We start from the raw sequence: 15658 nt of genomic DNA on the forward strand, positions 1-15658 counted from the left end.
AGTTCCGAGCAGAAAGCGCATTTTGCTCTGAAAATTGCGACATGGCAAGTGTGATTGTTCAACAATTGTGGATTCATCAGTTCGGTTTATAGGCATTGATTTGATTCATGGCTTGTTGTACTTCGCCATTGACCAGTAACTTGATACGACCTAATGCATGTGCAAGTGCATCATCCATTAAAGTTTGCTCGCTACTTGGTGCTTTGCTCAGTACATGACCAGACACGCGTTCTTTTGAACCCGGATGCCCAATACCAATGCGTAAACGATGGAAGTTTGGACCTGTGTGCGGCACGATGTCACGTAAACCATTATGTCCACCATGACCACCACCCGTTTTTAGGCGAATAATCCCTGGGTTCATATCCAGTTCATCATGAGCAATCAGCATTGCTTCAGGTGCAATTTGATAGAATTTGGCGAAGGGAACAACACTTTGACCAGAACGATTCATAAAGGTTGTGGGTAATAACAGACGAACGTCTTGACCTTCGATATTACCACGTCCGCTGATCCCGTGAAATTTAGGATCGGCTTTTAATGTAATGCCATATTGATCTGCAAGGCGTTCTACAAACCAGAAGCCTGCATTATGGCGGGTTTGGGCATACTCTTTACCAGGGTTGCCCAAACCAACAATCAGTGAAATATTAGCCACTAATTATACCATGAACACTTATGCGCGTTTGAAGTCAGCGTGCATAGGTGTGTTTTTAGCAGGGTGACGTTGTAACGCTTGGATTTTCACGTTTTCAACTTTGTCGCCTACTTTGATTTCTACAACTTCTTCAAAGAAAGCATTGCTTTCTAAAGCTTTTACAAGCTCACGAAGTTCTAAAGTGATTGTTACAGGCTCAGCGTCGCCACCATAAATGATAGCTGGAACTAATGCAGCGTGACGAAGGCGGCGGCTCGCACCTTTCCCTTGGTTAGCTGCTTCACGCGCTTGAGCGTTTAATACGAAGTTTGCCATGATAGACATCCTTATTTTGAGTTTAAATAAACTAGATCTGCGACCAATCTAGTGATAGAAAACCCTGCCAAGTGGCAGGGCTTTGAAAATTTAGCGCTCTATTATAGATAAGAATCGAACATTGCGCTAATAGATTCTTCGTTGTTAATACGGCGAATTGTTTCTGCAACCATACTTGCTACAGATACTTGGCGAATTTTACCAAGTGCTTGAGCTTCTTCTGAAAGAGGAATGGTGTCTGTAACAACCAGTTCATCAATCACAGAATTTTTCAGGTTTTCAATCGCTTTGCCTGAAAGTACAGGGTGGGTAGCATAAGCAACAACGCGGCGAGCACCAAAAGTTTTAAGTGCATCGGCAGCTTTGCATAATGTACCTGCAGTATCCACCATGTCATCTACAATGACACAGTCACGATCTTTTACATCACCAATCAAATGCATCACTTGTGATTCATTCGCTTTTTGACGACGTTTATCGATAATTGCAAGATCGATATCACCCATTTGTTTTGCAACAGCGCGCGCACGAACCACACCACCAACGTCTGGTGAAACTACCATGAGATTGTCGTGTGACTGTTGACGCAGGTCAGCCAATAGCGCAGGCGTACCATAAATGTTGTCTACAGGGATGTCGAAGAAACCTTGAATTTGGTCTGCGTGCAAGTCAATCATCACTACACGGTCAATCCCTACAGTGGTGAGCATATCTGCAACCACTTTAGCGGTAATTGGAACACGTGTAGAACGAGGACGACGGTCTTGGCGGGCATAACCGAAGTAAGGAATAACGGCAGTAATACGACCTGCACTTGCACGACGCAACGCGTCAGCCATCACCAAGATTTCCATGAGGTTGTCATTGGTTGGCGCACAAGTAGGTTGTACGATAAATACGTCTTTACCACGGACATTCTCGGTAATCTCTACAGCAATCTCACCATCAGAGAAGGTAGAAACTGATGCAGCACCTAAAGGAATGTGCAAGTGGCTTACGACTTTTTGAGCGAATTGTGGATGCGCGGTTCCACTAAAAACGACAAGATTGGGCATGAAGCACCCTTGGCGGTTGGTGTATGTAAGAATAGATGGCAGGGGTAGCTGGATTCGAACCAACGGATGCCGATATCAAAAACCGGTGCCTTACCACTTGGCGATACCCCTAATGCGGCAGAACTTTAATATTTTTACTGCGTTCTGTCAAGGTAAATTAACAGGATAGCGGTAATATTGGGGGTTCTGTCTAATGCGAGAAAATGGCAGGGGTAGCTGGATTCGAACCAACGGATGCCGATATCAAAAACCGGTGCCTTACCACTTGGCGATACCCCTAGATTTGATCACTGTAAGATGGCAGGGGTAGCTGGATTCGAACCAACGGATGCCGATATCAAAAACCGGTGCCTTACCACTTGGCGATACCCCTAATACAGTAATCTACAGGTGAAAGAGATGGCAGGGGTAGCTGGATTCGAACCAACGGATGCCGATATCAAAAACCGGTGCCTTACCACTTGGCGATACCCCTATTGTACTGTGAAATGTCGTAATGGAGATTCATCTAAGCTGTTCACAACGTACGCAGTACATGGTGAGTGTGCCAAAATGTCGTCTACATTCATTTCTGCAGTCACTTCAGTAAAGACACAAGCACCTGTACCTGTAAGCTTTGCTTGACCAAATTGGTCTAAATAACGCATTGCTTCATCAACTTCGGGGTATAAATTTCGTGCCACAGGCTCAAAATTATTTCCAAAGTCAGATGGCTTTATCTGATAGCCGCAGAATTTAGTGGGCTTCGTGTTTCTTGTCAATGTTTTTTGTGAAAAAAGTAGTTGAGTGCTGATAAAACAGTCAGGTTTTAACACAATATATTGTTTTGGGGCTAAGTCTATGAATGTTAACTGTTCACCAATGCCTTCTGCCCATGCATTACGACCATGCACAAAGATCGGTACATCTGCTCCGAGCTGTAAACCAAGTTCAGCTAGTTTTTGAGTATCCAAGCCACATTGCCAAAGTTGATTGACTACAATTAAGGTGGTTGCGGCATTGGATGAACCTCCGCCAAGCCCTGCACCCATAGGGATGTGCTTCTCAATTTTAATATTTAAACCTGTGGCTTGTTTCGCGTAGGGTTTTAAAATTTGCGTGGCTTTGTAAATCAGGTTTTGCTCTAAATTGACACTGTTTAAACCCTGAATTTGAATGCTTTGAGTATCATTGACTTCAAATTCTAGCCAGTCGTATAAATCAATCAGTTGAAAAATAGTCTGCAATTCATGGTAGCCGTTGTCACGACGCCCAGTAATGTGCAAAAACAGATTTAATTTGGCAGGTGAGGGTACACGAATCATGGCGAAACTTGGCAAGTGATTAACGATTTTGGATGAGCATTGTAATACGGTTTTCTTGCCCTGATTCAAGTGCTTGTTTCAAAATCAGACGGTTTGGCAAACTGGCACTGTCGTTATAGCTCAAATCGACCGTCCAACCATCTTCAATAAATTGAGTCGGGCGCTGTTGGGGGTCTTTTTGAATTTGGGCATTGACCGTTGCAGGTCGGGCTTGTACCCAATCGACCAAGTGGGTGATGGGCGCTTGCCAACCTGTGGCTTGTTCTAACAGTTCTTCAGGACTTTCGGCATAAATTATCCCTGTTTTGGCACTGTTGAGGGTGACTTGTCCTGGTTGTCCGCTAATTTGCGTTTTACCAACGCCCAAAATGCCGCTCAGTTCAATATCAAACTGCTGTTGCTGCTGTACCCAAGTAAAAAAGGCACTGCCAGATTGCTGCGGAGTGCGCACACCAATTTTGCCTTGTAGGTTAAATTGATTTTCGGCTTCAACTTGCTGTGAAATGTTGGCTGGTTTTTGTACGAAAGGCTGACAACCTGTCAGTACAAGGCTACTGGTGGCAAAAAGGGTTAATCCTAATTTTGAAAATAAACGCATGAATCTTTTAACTCTTTTTAACTGGCTGCGGTAACAATAGCGAATTTAATTGTTGCAATTGCGGATCATTCGGATGATTTTGTTGTAATTGTTGTAACACTTGGCTGAATTTTTGAATATCTCCTTGCATATACAACGATTTTGCATAACGTGAGCCAATCGCGGCACTATGACTCAGCGCGTAGGCTTTTTCCAAAGCCTGTGCCGAAGCAGTGTAGTCATTTTGCAAATAGCTGACATAACCTAAAGTATCTAAAATAGAGGCTTGTTCAGGTGCAAACTCAAGTGCTTGCTCTACATAGCGACGCGCTTCATCCAAACGACGATTTTGCAGTGCAAGAGTATAGGCGTAGGCATTTAAATAGGTTGGGCTGTTCGGCTCAATTTCCAGTAACTTGGTGAGCAGTTGATCCAGTTTGTCTTTTTCCTGATGTGCATCCAATAGTAAGACTTCTGAATAGATCAGGTCAGGATCATCGGGCAGGTTTTTGATGGCTTCATCTAACAAACGCAGTGCTGCTTTTTTATTGTCCATGCGTTTTAAAATATCGGCCTGTGCCTGATATAAAAAACTGGCGTGCTGCGGATAGTTGACCCGTTCCTGCGTTAAAAAGCGCAGGGCATCGTTCAGTTTATCTTGCTGGGCAAAAATACTGATCATGTTGCGACGTGAAACCGTATAAAGGCTACCATCGACCAAACGATAATAGGCTTTGGCTGTTTCAAAGTGCTGTTTACGTTCGGCATTGACCGCTAAATAAAAATAGGCTTCGTTTTGATATTGTGCCGAATAGCGTAGCTCTACCAAATATTTTTCGGCTTTTTCGTATTGTTTCAAGTCAATACTGGTCAAACCTGCAATAAATAAGGCTTCATCTTCCGTAGGCCATTTTTTTAAAATAGCTTCTAGCTTTGTTAGCGCCAAAGTTGCTTCATTTTTTTTGACCAAATATTTGGCTTCGGCTAAACGGACTTCAAAATTATTTTTGTGTTTACGGCTGGATTTTGCATACCAAGCTGCCGTTTCTTCTTCATTGCCAAGTACGCTCAACAAATTGGCTTTCATTAAAATATAGCCAGTGACTTTCGGGCGTTTGCGCAACGCTCGGTTAATGGTATCGAGCGCGGCTTGATATTGTCCATTTTGCGCTTTTAAACCTGCAATCAATACCAAAATAGATGGATTGTCTTTGGCTTTGCTGGTGCGCAGGGCTTGAATCAGAAATTCACGGTCTTCTACAGATTCAGGGGAAATTCCCGCCAAAATTTGTTCTAAGTCAGCCGTGGCATCAATATTTAGAATTTTATCTAAGGTTTCTGCAGCCAAGTCATATTCATGCGCTTTGAGTGCAATGTGCGCCAAATAAAACAGTGCAGGGACATCGGATGGTTCTTGTACCACCCAATGTGTTGCAATATCTAATGCGGCACGTAGGTCATTTTGTTCAATGGCAATATTCAGGGCGCGTTGTTTAATGGAAGTCGAATTGTTCTTAATTGCCAAGACCGTGTAGTTGTGTAATGCAGTTGGAATATCGCCATAAGCCAAGGCAAATTCTGCCACCATGGTTTGTTTTACCGCATTATAATTTGAATTTGCATGATAAATTTCTTCAGATGCTCTAAGATGAGCAACTGAAGCCATGCTACCGACCAGTAAGAATGTGGTAGAATATTGCTTAATTGTCGCGCCGTATGGTCGGCTATTTGTTTGACGCAATTTTTCTTGATCCAAGTAATGCTTTTTATGACACCGTTATTGCACAATAGCATAAATTTAGCGAAATGATGATCTGATATGTCTTTCTTTGCATTGGGTGTCAACCATCAAACCGCCTCTGTAGAGTTGCGCGAGCAAATTGCATTTAACCCAGAAAAGTTAAGTGCCTTACTTGCTGAGCAAAGCCAACATCCCGAACTGAATGATTTGGTGGTGGTGTCTACCTGCAACCGTACCGAAGTCTACGCCATGTCTGAACATCCAGAACAGGTGTTGGATTGGCTTGCACACGTCAATGGTATTGATGCGAAGCAATTGAGTCGTCATGTTTATCGTTATGAAAATGCACAGGCGGTGTCGCATTTAATGCGCGTAGCCAGTGGGCTAGATTCACTCATGTTGGGTGAGCCGCAAATTTTAGGTCAGGTCAAAACTGCGCTGTCTTTAGCCAAAGACTCACATACGGTTTCGCAACAACTCAACCGAATTTTTGAATATGCGTTTTATGCTGCCAAACGGGTACGTTCAGAAACTGCCGTAGGCAGCCATGCCGTGTCTATGGGTTATGCGGTAGCGCAACTGGCGTTACAAGTATTTAGCCATCCTGAAAAACTAACAGTGATGGTGGTGGCTGCAGGCGAAATGAATAGCCTTGTGGCGAAGCATTTGGCCGAGATGGGCGTCGCTAAAATTTTAATTTGTAACCGTACCCGCGCTCGTGCCGAAGCTTTGGCACAAGAAATTGCGCATCGGGTTGAAGTTGAAATTATTGAATTTGATCAGTTAGCGGCCAATTTACACCGCGCTGATGTAATTTCAAGCTGTACGGGTAGTTTGCATCAGGTGATTGCTTATCCTGAAGTAAAAGCAGCGTTAAAGAAACGTCGCTATCAGCAAATGTTGTTGGTCGATTTGGCCGTACCACGTGATATTGATCCTAAAATTGAAAACTTGGATGGCGTGTATTTGTACGGGGTCGATGACCTGCAAAGCGTGATTGATGAAAACTTGGCGCAGCGTCGTCAGGCGGCTGTGGAAGCAGAGCTAATGGTCAATCAGCTTGTGACTGAGTTGGTGACCCATCAAAAAGTTCAGCAAGCAGGTGCGACCATTCATGCTTACCGTGAACATGGCGAAAGCTTGCGTCAGGAAGAATTAAATTTGGCGATGGCGCGTATTGCCAAAGGTGAAGATGCTGCACAGGTTCTGCAGGAATTTTCCTATCGTTTAACCCAAAAACTGCTGCATCCAACTTCTATTTTATTGCGTGAAGCAGCCAAAGGTGATGAGCCTGAATGTTTTGAGTTTATGCAGGAAAATTTAGCAGCGACTGCCAAACATCGTCGCAAATAAGCAAGATTAACGTGATTCACAAAAAAGATTTTTGATGATACAAACTTAATCTAATCAGATCGCTTATTCCTCTAACAAGGTCAGCGATCTTTTTTTATCAATTTCATAAATTTGATGTTTCAATCGCTTCATTTCTTCAATGCTGCTGAATTTTTTGGAGCGAATTTTTTGCTGTAAGCAGTCGTATTGCAATTTGGTTGAAAAATCCTGCGCCAACTTATCAACATGCTCAGGAGAAGTTGTGTAATCACTGACATTGGCTTGTTGTAAAATGCGCTGTAATTCATAGTGATATGCTGAGCATGCACCCAAAATATAATATTTGGCTTGTTCAGGATCATCGGGTAGATCATCAAAAATAGTATTTAAAATATTTAAGATTTGATGCAGCAGGTGATCATTTGGAATCAGCGCACGTAACGGTTCAAAGTGAATATATAAATATGGATGATTGATTAGAATCGCAATCACATATTCTTCGGCATCGACTTTGGTGCTAAAACTCAAAGATGCATCGTTATTGGTCTGTGCCTGCCATTTACGGTTAAAGCCTAATTTTTCGCGGAAAAACTGTTGCAGCAAATAGCGATAAGAACCCGTTTTGGGCAAAAGTTCGGTCAACTGCCGCAGTTCACCCATGACCTGACTTTTGCCTTCAGGGGTACTGATATTATGGTTTTGGGTGAGATGCGCAAAGACAAAATCTGATAGCAAAGGTGCTTGATCTAATAAACGTCGGAAATTTTCGATGCCTTCACGACGAATAAGTGAGTCAGGGTCGTGCTCATTGGGTAAAACAAAGAACTTCAGTTCACGTCCATCATTGAGCAAAGGCAGTGCAATTTCCAGTGTACGACGTGCGGCTTTTTGACCTGCGGCATCGCCATCAAACGCGATGGTAATGCGGTTGTTTTGGCGGAATAGAATGTTTAAATGATCGGTATTACTGGCTGTACCGAGTGTCGCTACAGCACCATGAATGCCGTATTGCTGCAAGGCAATCACATCCATATAGCCTTCGACCATTAAATAATCTTGGGCTTTTTGTTTGCGTCCTTCATATAAACCATAGAGCAATTGGTTTTTATGAAACACTTCCGAATCGGGCGAGTTGATGTATTTGGGTTTGATTTCATCATTAAGTGCGCGACCACCAAAGCCGACCACACGTCCTTTGCTGTCACGGATTGGAAAAATCACCCGATCACGTAATAAATCGAAGTCACGTCCCTTGTCACTGGTACGAATTAAGCCTAGCAGTTTTAAACCTGCAATGTCTTGCGGAAAGGCTTTTTCTAAATGCTGCCAATCTTCGGGTGCGTAACCCAAGCGCCAAAACTGCAAGGTTTGTGCGGTTAAACCACGTTTTTGAAAATACTGTTGCGCGGCAGGGCTGTGCGGCAATTGCTGCTCATAATATTGCGCTATATTTTCTAGCAAGTCGTATAAGTTGCCTTCTTGTGCAGGTGTGTCCTGCATGGTGTCCCATTGCTCAAAACCTGCAAACGGGTCGGCATTGTTTTGAAATTCCGAGTTCTGAAATTCCGAGTTTGCGTATTCAGTACTTTGAAACTCGGCAAAAGGATCAAAGTCGATGCCAGAAGCTTCAAAAGTATGTTCGCTTGATGTGGTTTGAGCTGCAGAAGTTTCATTCTGGTCTTTTGCTGTTGGCTTGGGTTGAGCTATCGATGTTGGCTTTTTGGCTTCACGTTTATAAGAGAGTTTTTTATTGTCGTGCTGATCTTTTGGGAGTTCGATGCCTGTTTGACTGGCCAAGTCTTTCATGACATCTACAAAATTGCGGTTATCAATATCCATTAAAAAACGGATGGCGTTACCATTTGCCTGACAGCCAAAGCAATGATAATACTGCTTGTCACGGTAAACGTGAAAAGACGGGGTTTTTTCCTGATGGAACGGGCAGCAGCCCGAATAGGTACGACCAGTTTTTTTTAATTTCACGCGCTGACTAATCAGATCGACAATATCAGTGCGATCTAAAATTTGATCAATCGTGTGCTGTGGAATGGCCATACGGTTTTGTCTGTTATCTCTTGGTAGTGAAAGGTTCGCCGAACAGGTTGAATACATCAGACTGTGCTGATTGACTCAATGAGTATTCTCTTTTGTATCTTTTTCTAGGACAGGAAACAAGCCCATAAAAGAACAAAGGGCAAGTATCATAACTTGCCCTTTGCATTTTTCAAAACTGAAAAATCAGTCGGAATGGTTTTATTCAGTGCTGTCGTTTTGAGATTTTGGACGATCGAGCAAGCCAAAACTCAAACGGTTGGTGAGGCTGCGTGATGGCTCTGCTTGTGCTTTAGTATCTGACTGTTGTGTTTCAGTGCTGCTTTGCGCTTCACGTCCGAAAATACCCAAAGTTGCACGGTTAATCCAGCTTGCGTCATGACGGGCAGCACGTAAATTCACGCTACCATCTGCTTTAACCAAATTTGGATAGTTCAGTTTCAACACATCAATATATTGTTGAGCTGTGGCTTGATCGCCCAATTTGCCATAACCATAAGCCACCGTTGCCAACGCTTCTGGAATTTGCGGAGTTTGCGGATAATGCTCAACTACCCACAATGAACGCTCTACTGCAGCCACCCATGCTTTACGTTTAATGTTATAACGTGCCGCATTCATTTCGGCTTCCGCCAGTTCCTGACCAATAAACTGCATGCGCTGTGCAGCATCTACCGCATAAGTGCTTGATGGATAGCGACGGATAAAATCGACAAAATTTTGATACGCCAATTTTAAATAGCTAACATCACGGTGTGATTGCTTGAGCGAGGTATAACGCAACAAACCATCATAGTTTTGTTCCATATTCGCCACACCACGTACATAGTAGGCATAATCGGCTTTAGGATGCTGCGGGTTCATGCGGATGAAACGATCTGCAACAGCAATTGCGCCTTCATAATCTTTTTGCTGGAATTTTGCATACAACAATTCAAGCTGCGCCTGCTGCGCATAATCACCCGTTGGGTAATAGGTTTCTAAAGCTTCAAGATGCTTAACGGCATCGGTGTATTGACCACGATCCAGTGCTTTTTCTGCTTTTTCAATATAAACTTGTTCGCTAGATTGCGGACCAGTATCGACCACTTCTTTTTTTGGATTGCTGCTACAGCCCACAATTGCAGACGCAACGCCGAGTGAAAGAGCAAGCATTGTTATTTTATAACGTGGTAGCGACATAAAAATTCCTCTGTTAATACGGGCAATGAGCTACAATTGCGCTATTAAACCACTTTTGTCTGAATGAGCAAATGAGTCAAGCACAATCTACCCATTCCAATTTACCTGAAACTGAGTTCAATTTACTTGAAGATGCTGAGGATGCAGATAACCATACTTCAGACTCAACTGCAACACGTTTATCGTTGCAATTTCAATTGGATGACAGCCACTTAGGACTACGCATCGACCAAGTTGCAGCCATCATTTGGAGTGAATTTTCACGTGAAAAGCTAAAACAGTGGCTCAAAGACGGTCATTTGTTGGTAAATGGTAACACGGTCAAACCTAAATATAAGTGTGAAGGAGATGAGCTTCTTACCCTAGAAGTCGAGCTTGAAGCGCAAACCCGCAGCCTGCCTGAAGATATTCCACTGGATATTATTTATGAAGATGATGATATTATTGTGATTAATAAACCTGTGGGTATGGTGGTGCATCCAGGGGCGGGCAATAGCTCTGGAACTTTGGTAAATGCCTTGCTGCATCATTATCCAAAATCGGCAGAGTTAACTCGTGCAGGTTTGGTGCATCGTATTGATAAAGATACTTCGGGTTTGCTGGTGGTTGCCAAAAATCTGGAAGCACAGTTTGCCTTGACCAAGCAACTGGCGAAAAAGTCAGTTTATCGTTTATACGACTTGGTGGTGTACGGCAACATGATTGCGGGAGGCACTGTCGATGAGCCGATTAAACGCCATCCTGTAGATCGAGTGAAAATGGCTGTTTTGCCGGGCGGCAAAGACGCCGTCACACATTACAATGTTAAAGAACGCTTTCAGCATTTCACTCGTGTTCAGGCGCGTTTGGAAACTGGACGTACTCATCAAATTCGTGTGCATCTAAGTTATATTGGTTATGGTTTGGTTGGCGATCCTGTTTATACGCCACGTGTACGTGTGCCAGCAGGCGCATCGGCATTATTAAACGATACGTTGCGTAACTTTAAACGTCAGGCCTTACATGCCGTCAAACTCGGTTTGGTGCATCCACGTACTCAAGAAGAAATGATGTTTGAAGCGCCGTGGCCTGAAGACTTTAAACAATTGGTAGACGTGTTACGCAGTGAAAATGCTGCCTATTAATTGTTGCATAGACAGCATTAACAAGATCAACTCAGATACGGCAATGCCAGAAAACGACTAAGGATAGATTTATGCAATTTGTTCAAGGATTACCTGCAGGTGTGTATGTTGGGCAAACCCGCATACAACATGTGCAAGCTTTAGCGACAGACTGTGCCGATGTATCTGGTTTTAATCTGGCGCTGCATGTGCAGGATGATGCATGGCGTGTGCAGCAGCATCGTATGAGTTTACTGGCAGAGTTTGCTGAATATGGGGTCGATAAAATGACGTGGATGACGCAAACACATAGCGTGTTGTGTCAGACCATTAATGAGCAAATCACTTGTGAAGCTTTAGAAGGCGATGGTTTGGTCACTCAGCGTAAAGCGCATGCTTTAATGATGATGAGCGCAGACTGTTTACCTGTGGTTTTGGGCAATGCCGAAGGCACTGAGGTTGCGAATCTGCATGCAGGCTGGCGTGGTCTTGCCAACGGTATTATCGAAAACACCATCGTCGAAATGCAAAGTGCTCCAACATGGGCGTGGTTGGGTGCGGCTATTAGTCAGCCGTGTTTTGAAGTTGGGGCTGAGGTGAAACAGGCATTTTGCGATAAATATCCTGAATTAGACACGGCTTTTATTGCAGGGCAGCAGCAAGGTAAATATCTTGCTGACTTGTATGCGATCGCGCGTTTTATTTTGCAGCAGCATGGTGTTACAACGGTCTTGGGCGGTGATCAGTGCTCGTATCAACAAGCCGATGATTACTATTCTTACCGCCGTCAAGCACGTACAGGACGTATGGCAACATTCGTGTTTATGCAGGCTTAGTGTTAAACTTGACTTAATTATTTGGTTTTAAACATTCTCATGTCAGTGACTCATTCAACATCTTCTTGCGCTGCTATTCGTGTGGCGGTGGTTTATCACAGTCCTTATGGTCATACTGCTAAGGTGGCACAGCATATTGCACAAGGTGCTGCGCAAATGGATGCTCAGGTGACTTTGATGGATGTGGCTGAAATTGAATGGGATAGCCTAGATCAAGCCGATATTATCATTATGGGCTGTCCAACTTATATGGGCAGCATTACTTCGGCTTTAAAACAGTTTATGGAGCAATCGTCTAAGCGTTGGTTGGCCAGAACTTGGCAGGGCAAACTGGCGGCAGGTTTTACCAATGGCGGTGGTTTAAGTGGCGATAAACTGGCGGTGCTGCAACAAATTAATTTATTTGCGATGCAGCATGGCATGTTGTGGTCAGGTTTACCGTTTATGCCGACAGGGCGTAGTCCACACGATATTAACCGCATGTCGAGCTTTTTGGGTTTAATGACGCAGTCTGATAATGCCTGTGTTGAAATTACGCCACCCGAAGGTGATTTGGAAACTGCAGTCAAATTTGGTAAATATTTGGTGGAATTAAAACTTAAAGACTAAGCATTTTTAGTTTTACAACTTCCATAAAAAATGCTCGATGTTGATCTCGAGCATTTTTTATGGGCGGAATGTGCAAAATTATTTGTGCATCAAACGTGCTTTATCACGCTGCCAATCACGGTCTTTTTCAGAAGCGCGTTTATCGTGCAATTGTTTACCTTTCACCAAAGCAATTTCAAGCTTCGCTAAAGGGCCTTTCCAATAACATGCTAAAGGTACGCAAGAATAACCTTTTTGATTGACTGCACCCATCAACTTTTCAATTTCACGTCGTGAAAGTAAGAGTTTGCGGGTACGGGTCGCTTCAGGCACTACATGCGTTGAAGCCGACAAGAGTGGTTGAATTTGTGCACCAAATAAAAAGGCTTCATTGTCACGAAACAGGATATAACTTTCGGTAATAGTCATACGTCCTGCGCGCAAAGATTTGACTTCCCAACCTTGCAAAGAAAGTCCTGCTTCAAATTTTTCTTCAATAAAATAATCGTGGCGTGCACGTTTATTCTGTGCAATTGTTCCGCCCGTATTTTTTTTAACTACAGTTAGCTTCGCCATATTCAATTACTTCCAAACTTATGACTATTGTGCCTCAAACCAAGGCTTGCTGACAAATCAAAATCATCACAACTGTTGGCTAAACTGCTTTGATATTTCATAATTTGGTAGACTTTAGTTCACTAAAATTTTTTGTATTTGTTAAACTAACTTTGACAAAACCAACTAGAGCATAATGGATGTCTAAAACTCGCGTAATTTATCCGGGCACCTTTGACCCGATTACTAATGGTCATATTGACTTGGTGACACGTGCTGCAAAAATGTTTGATGAAGTCGTGGTCGCAATTGCCATTGGACATCATAAAAATCCAATTTTTACTTTGGAAGAACGTGTGGAATTGGCACAGGCATCTTTAAAGCATTTGCCTAATGTTGAATTTGTCGGATTTGATGGTTTATTGGTTAATTTTTTCCGTGAGCAAAATGCGACTGCAGTTTTGCGTGGTTTGCGTGCTGTTTCAGATTTTGAATACGAATTTCAGTTGGCAAATATGAACCGTCAATTAGATGCGAAATATGAAGCGGTATTTCTGACTCCTTCAGAGCAATATTCATTTATTTCTTCTACATTAGTTCGTGAAATTGCACGCTTAAAAGGTGATGTGACTAAATTTGTTGCACCTGTTGTGGTCGAAGCCTTTGAGCGTAAATTACGACAAGGTTGGTAGCGTGTCTTTATATATTACCGATGAATGTATTAACTGTGATGTCTGTGAACCTGTATGCCCAAATGAGGCAATTTATATGGGTGAGCTGATTTATGAGATTAATCCAGCATTATGTACTGAATGTGTAGGACATCACGAGCAGCCGCAGTGTCAGTTATTTTGCCCAGTCGATTGTATTCCGCTCGATCCAGAGCATGTAGAAACACAGGAACAATTGCTGGAAAAATATAAAAAACTGATTGCTCAAAAAAGCGCAAGCAATTAACTTATAATTTTGCTAAGATGCGCCTTCGAAGTGAACCAGACGATCGCTGCTGTGGAGGTCTCCGTGACTGAAACAGGGGAGGAAAGTCCGGGCTTCATAGGGCAGGGTGCCAGGTAACGCCTGGGCGGCGTGAGCCGACGGAAAGTGCAGCAGAGAGTAGACCGCCTTCGTATGGTTTCTTTTTCGGAAGAAATTGAAGGTAAGGGTGAAAGGGTGCGGTAAGAGCGCACCGCATGGCTGGTAACAGTTCATGGCATGGTAAACCCCACCAGAAGCAAGACCAAATAGGAATCCTGAGGTACGGCCCGTACTGGATTCGGGTAGGTCGCTTGAGCGTATGAGTGATTGTACGCCTAGAGGAATGATCGTTCTCGACAGAACCCGGCTTATCGGTTCACTTCACCAAATTTTAAGCAATTGATGCGTGATAAGGCTTGACGTTGCCTAGATTACAGCAGATAATGCGCGCACAGTTTTTGGCTATGTAGCTCAGTTGGTTAGAGCACCGCACTCATAATGCGGGGGTCACAGGTTCAAGTCCCGTCATAGCCACCATTTTTCAGACCACGTTCACTAACGTGGTCTTTTTTTGTTTAAAATTTATTTGTGCAATCTATTTGAGCTGTATCTAGTTGAATCTGCATTTGTAGGTTTTGAATCTGTTGCCAATTGGCTTGTTGATCAGAGTGAGCAAAAATTTTGGCATCGACCTGATTTAATTTTTTTATCGAAATGTGTTGTGATGCACAATAACGCCCTACAGCACGCTCATAAGCCAGTTGTTGCTGCGCTGCAGCATTGAGTTGATGTGCCGTTAAAATCTTTTGCTGCCCTTTGGCATAAGCAACCAAGACACGTCGGTCTGCGATGCTATAACTCATTTTAGAATTAATAAATTGCGCAACATCACGCCGTACACCGTTGTAATCTACAAAAATAGGTGAAACCAAAGCGCAGGAACTTAAGCCAACAACAAGGCTACTCAGTATTATAGACTTCAAGATCATGGTTGAATTTATTCTCTTTTTTCTGTGTGACTTGATATAGATTTTGCTGCAAATATTTAAGAATCTCCGTAAGAAAATAGTAATTTGATTAAAATTAAACAAATTGCACTGTTTTTGCTTAAACTGTGAGCGTTTGTAAATTAAAATACTTGACGATGCAGGGCTAAGTTTAGATAATGCGCACACAGTTTATGGCTATGTAGCTCAGTTGGTTAGAGCACCGCACTCATAATGCGGGGGTCACAGGTTCAAGTCCCGTCATAGCCACCATTTTTATAGACTAAGCTCTCAGCTTGGTCTTTTTTTATGTCAAAATTTTAGGCTACTTTTTGCAGCATTGGTTTAATGGCAGGTACAAAAAAACCAAGCCGTGGCTTGGTTTTTTTGTATCTTTGT

The 15658-nt window shown here is 43.0% G+C and carries 16 protein-coding genes, 6 tRNA genes and 1 other RNA gene; 9 read left to right on the forward strand and 14 right to left on the reverse strand.

Annotated elements, in window-relative coordinates; all coding sequences use genetic code 11:
* Positions 1-76: 76 nt before the first annotated feature.
* The 10 genes from pth to FTT78_RS03330 form a co-directional block, all read right to left on the reverse strand.
* On the reverse strand, positions 77-658 hold the full coding sequence (pth, locus tag FTT78_RS03285) for an aminoacyl-tRNA hydrolase (protein WP_004972230.1): 582 nt from the start codon (positions 656-658) through the stop codon (positions 77-79).
* 18 nt (positions 659-676) lie between these two features.
* On the reverse strand, positions 677-973 hold the full coding sequence (rplY, locus tag FTT78_RS03290) for a 50S ribosomal protein L25 (RefSeq protein ID WP_004972228.1): 297 nt from the start codon (positions 971-973) through the stop codon (positions 677-679).
* Between the two features lie 101 nt (positions 974-1074).
* Entirely contained in the window at positions 1075-2028 is a 954-nt protein-coding gene (locus tag FTT78_RS03295) for a ribose-phosphate pyrophosphokinase (RefSeq protein ID WP_004972226.1), read from the reverse strand.
* Between the two features lie 36 nt (positions 2029-2064).
* Positions 2065-2139 (reverse strand) — tRNA-Gln (locus FTT78_RS03300).
* 93 nt (positions 2140-2232) lie between these two features.
* Positions 2233-2307, reverse strand: a tRNA-Gln gene (locus tag FTT78_RS03305).
* 19 nt (positions 2308-2326) lie between these two features.
* A tRNA-Gln gene (locus FTT78_RS03310) sits at positions 2327-2401 on the reverse strand.
* Between the two features lie 27 nt (positions 2402-2428).
* Positions 2429-2503: transfer RNA gene (locus tag FTT78_RS03315), tRNA-Gln, on the reverse strand.
* On the reverse strand, positions 2502-3332 hold the full coding sequence (gene ispE / locus FTT78_RS03320; RefSeq protein WP_131260682.1) for a 4-(cytidine 5'-diphospho)-2-C-methyl-D-erythritol kinase: 831 nt from the start codon (positions 3330-3332) through the stop codon (positions 2502-2504). Before ispE ends, FTT78_RS03315 begins: the two co-directional genes overlap by 2 nt.
* A 19-nt stretch (positions 3333-3351) precedes the next feature.
* Positions 3352-3930 (reverse strand): lipoprotein insertase outer membrane protein LolB, encoded by a 579-nt coding sequence (gene lolB / locus FTT78_RS03325; protein ID WP_004972223.1) that lies wholly within the window; start codon positions 3928-3930, stop codon positions 3352-3354.
* Positions 3931-3937: 7 nt separating this feature from the next.
* Positions 3938-5650 carry a tetratricopeptide repeat protein gene (locus FTT78_RS03330; RefSeq protein WP_178866170.1) on the reverse strand — a complete coding sequence of 571 codons (1713 nt, stop codon included), beginning with the start codon at positions 5648-5650 and terminating at the stop codon, positions 3938-3940.
* A 78-nt stretch (positions 5651-5728) separates the two neighbouring features.
* Here FTT78_RS03330 and hemA point away from each other — a divergent pair, with 78 nt between their 5' ends.
* On the forward strand, positions 5729-7003 hold the full coding sequence (hemA, locus tag FTT78_RS03335; protein WP_131260679.1) for a glutamyl-tRNA reductase: 1275 nt from the start codon (positions 5729-5731) through the stop codon (positions 7001-7003).
* A gap of 63 nt (positions 7004-7066) precedes the next feature.
* On the opposite strand, the gene FTT78_RS03340 is transcribed toward hemA, so the two are convergent.
* Positions 7067-9037, reverse strand: a complete 1971-nt coding sequence (locus tag FTT78_RS03340) for a DNA primase (protein WP_180043596.1) — start codon at positions 9035-9037, stop codon at positions 7067-7069.
* Positions 9038-9235: 198 nt separating this feature from the next.
* On the reverse strand, positions 9236-10216 hold the full coding sequence (locus tag FTT78_RS03345) for an outer membrane protein assembly factor BamD (RefSeq protein ID WP_154320974.1): 981 nt from the start codon (positions 10214-10216) through the stop codon (positions 9236-9238).
* Between the two features lie 71 nt (positions 10217-10287).
* Between FTT78_RS03345 and rluD the strand changes: the two genes are divergently transcribed.
* The 3 genes from rluD to FTT78_RS03360 all read left to right on the forward strand — a co-directional run bounded on the left by rluD (position 10288) and on the right by FTT78_RS03360 (position 12764).
* A complete protein-coding gene (gene rluD, locus FTT78_RS03350; protein ID WP_154320973.1) occupies positions 10288-11340 on the forward strand; it encodes a 23S rRNA pseudouridine(1911/1915/1917) synthase RluD in 1053 nt (350 codons plus the stop codon).
* 71 nt (positions 11341-11411) lie between these two features.
* Complete coding sequence (gene pgeF / locus FTT78_RS03355) at positions 11412-12155, forward strand: peptidoglycan editing factor PgeF (RefSeq protein WP_180043598.1); 744 nt, start codon at positions 11412-11414, stop codon at positions 12153-12155.
* A 39-nt stretch (positions 12156-12194) separates the two neighbouring features.
* The gene (locus tag FTT78_RS03360; RefSeq protein ID WP_180043600.1) at positions 12195-12764 is read left to right on the forward strand and encodes a flavodoxin family protein; all 570 of its coding nucleotides are present in this window, start codon (positions 12195-12197) and stop codon (positions 12762-12764) included.
* Positions 12765-12842: 78 nt separating this feature from the next.
* Here FTT78_RS03360 and smpB read toward each other — a convergent pair whose 3' ends face one another.
* The gene (gene smpB, locus FTT78_RS03365) at positions 12843-13319 is read right to left on the reverse strand and encodes an SsrA-binding protein SmpB (RefSeq protein WP_004972209.1); all 477 of its coding nucleotides are present in this window, start codon (positions 13317-13319) and stop codon (positions 12843-12845) included.
* A gap of 179 nt (positions 13320-13498) precedes the next feature.
* Between smpB and coaD the strand changes: the two genes are divergently transcribed.
* The 4 genes from coaD (at position 13499) to FTT78_RS03385 (ending at position 14810) form a co-directional block, all read left to right on the forward strand.
* Positions 13499-13990, forward strand: a complete 492-nt coding sequence (gene coaD / locus FTT78_RS03370) for a pantetheine-phosphate adenylyltransferase (RefSeq protein ID WP_004972207.1) — start codon at positions 13499-13501, stop codon at positions 13988-13990.
* A 1-nt stretch (position 13991) separates the two neighbouring features.
* Positions 13992-14255, forward strand: a complete 264-nt coding sequence (locus FTT78_RS03375) for a YfhL family 4Fe-4S dicluster ferredoxin (protein ID WP_004972206.1) — start codon at positions 13992-13994, stop codon at positions 14253-14255.
* 27 nt (positions 14256-14282) lie between these two features.
* An RNA gene (rnpB, locus tag FTT78_RS03380) (RNase P RNA component class A) lies at positions 14283-14660 on the forward strand.
* Positions 14661-14733: 73 nt separating this feature from the next.
* A tRNA-Met gene (locus tag FTT78_RS03385) sits at positions 14734-14810 on the forward strand.
* 38 nt (positions 14811-14848) lie between these two features.
* On the opposite strand, the gene FTT78_RS03390 is transcribed toward FTT78_RS03385, so the two are convergent.
* Positions 14849-15262 carry a hypothetical protein gene (locus FTT78_RS03390; RefSeq protein ID WP_180043602.1) on the reverse strand — a complete coding sequence of 138 codons (414 nt, stop codon included), beginning with the start codon at positions 15260-15262 and terminating at the stop codon, positions 14849-14851.
* A gap of 193 nt (positions 15263-15455) precedes the next feature.
* Between FTT78_RS03390 and FTT78_RS03395 the strand changes: the two genes are divergently transcribed.
* Positions 15456-15532, forward strand: a tRNA-Met gene (locus FTT78_RS03395).
* The last annotated feature ends 126 nt before the right edge of the window (positions 15533-15658 follow it).

This window comes from Acinetobacter sp. YH01011 (assembly GCF_013420785.1).
Taxonomy (GTDB): domain Bacteria; phylum Pseudomonadota; class Gammaproteobacteria; order Pseudomonadales; family Moraxellaceae; genus Acinetobacter; species Acinetobacter towneri.